This is a genomic window from Vibrio sp. 03_296, from assembly GCF_002265885.1.
Window position 1 is genome coordinate 1 of sequence record NZ_NPKW01000371.1, and the last position, 995, is coordinate 995.

Sequence of the window (995 nt, forward strand, 5' to 3'; positions counted from 1 at the left end):
TCGCCTTTGACCACCGCTTGACTGTCCATTGGTAAAGCTGGGCAACGGTTACCATCAATCAAGACCAAATCGGGCTGTATCCCAAGCCCTTCAACGGCGCGTTGCATCGCCACCATGGTGGCTTGCAAGATGTTCAACTGGTCGATTTCTTCTGGCGAACAGCGGCCAACCGCCCACGCTAGCGCTTTCTCTTGAATTTCTGGCAACAAGGCTAAGCGTTTCTTTTCGCTTAGCTTTTTAGAGTCATTCAACCCCTCAATAGGATTGTTCGGGTCTAAGATCACGGCAGCCGTGACGACATCCCCCACCAGCGGCCTCGTCCCACTTCATCCACACCTGCAATGCAGTGATACCCCTGAGGGTATTCAAAGGAGGTATTCTTGGTTTCTTTTGCTGCCATTTTCTATTTCTCAATCAACTTTAACACTGCATTTGCCGCTTGTTGGTCGGCATCTTTGCGGATCCAATGATGCATTTCCGCAAACTTATCCAACATAGTTTGGTTATCCGATGCCAGTAAGTTGGAGACTTCTGCAAACAAGTTTTCAGGTGTACACGCTTCTTGTAAGTACCTCTTTAACCAACTCACATATCAGAGAGAATATTGGGCAACGATACATACTGAGTTTTTAACAATCGCTTGGCCAAAAACGCAGTGAAAGCATTCACTTTGTACCCCACCACCATTGGGCGCTTAAGTAACATGCATTCGAGCGCCACGGTACCCGAGGCCAGCATGACCGCATCTGAGGCGGTAATGACATTTCGCGCGGTATCATCCACCAGTTTGAAATCCAACTCTGGCGCGTACTCTTTCCACGCTTGTTCAAACTGCTCGCGACGTTTTTTGGTGACTAGCGCGACAACAAACCCAGATCTGGGAATACCTGTTTGAGTTTCTTACATGTTTCAATGAATGGCTGTGATAGCATTTTCAGCTCACTACCACTGGCTTCCTGGCAGCACTGCCAGCCATTGCTTATCTTGTTCCAACC

2 pseudogenes are annotated in these 995 nt (G+C 48.3%); both read right to left on the reverse strand.

The features are described from left to right. Nucleotides 1–400 (reverse strand): annotated as a pseudogene (locus CIK04_RS24725) (ribonuclease HII); the annotation flags it as partial. Nucleotides 401–403: 3 nt separating this feature from the next. Beyond that, nucleotides 404–995 (reverse strand): annotated as a pseudogene (gene lpxB / locus CIK04_RS24730) (lipid-A-disaccharide synthase); the annotation flags it as partial.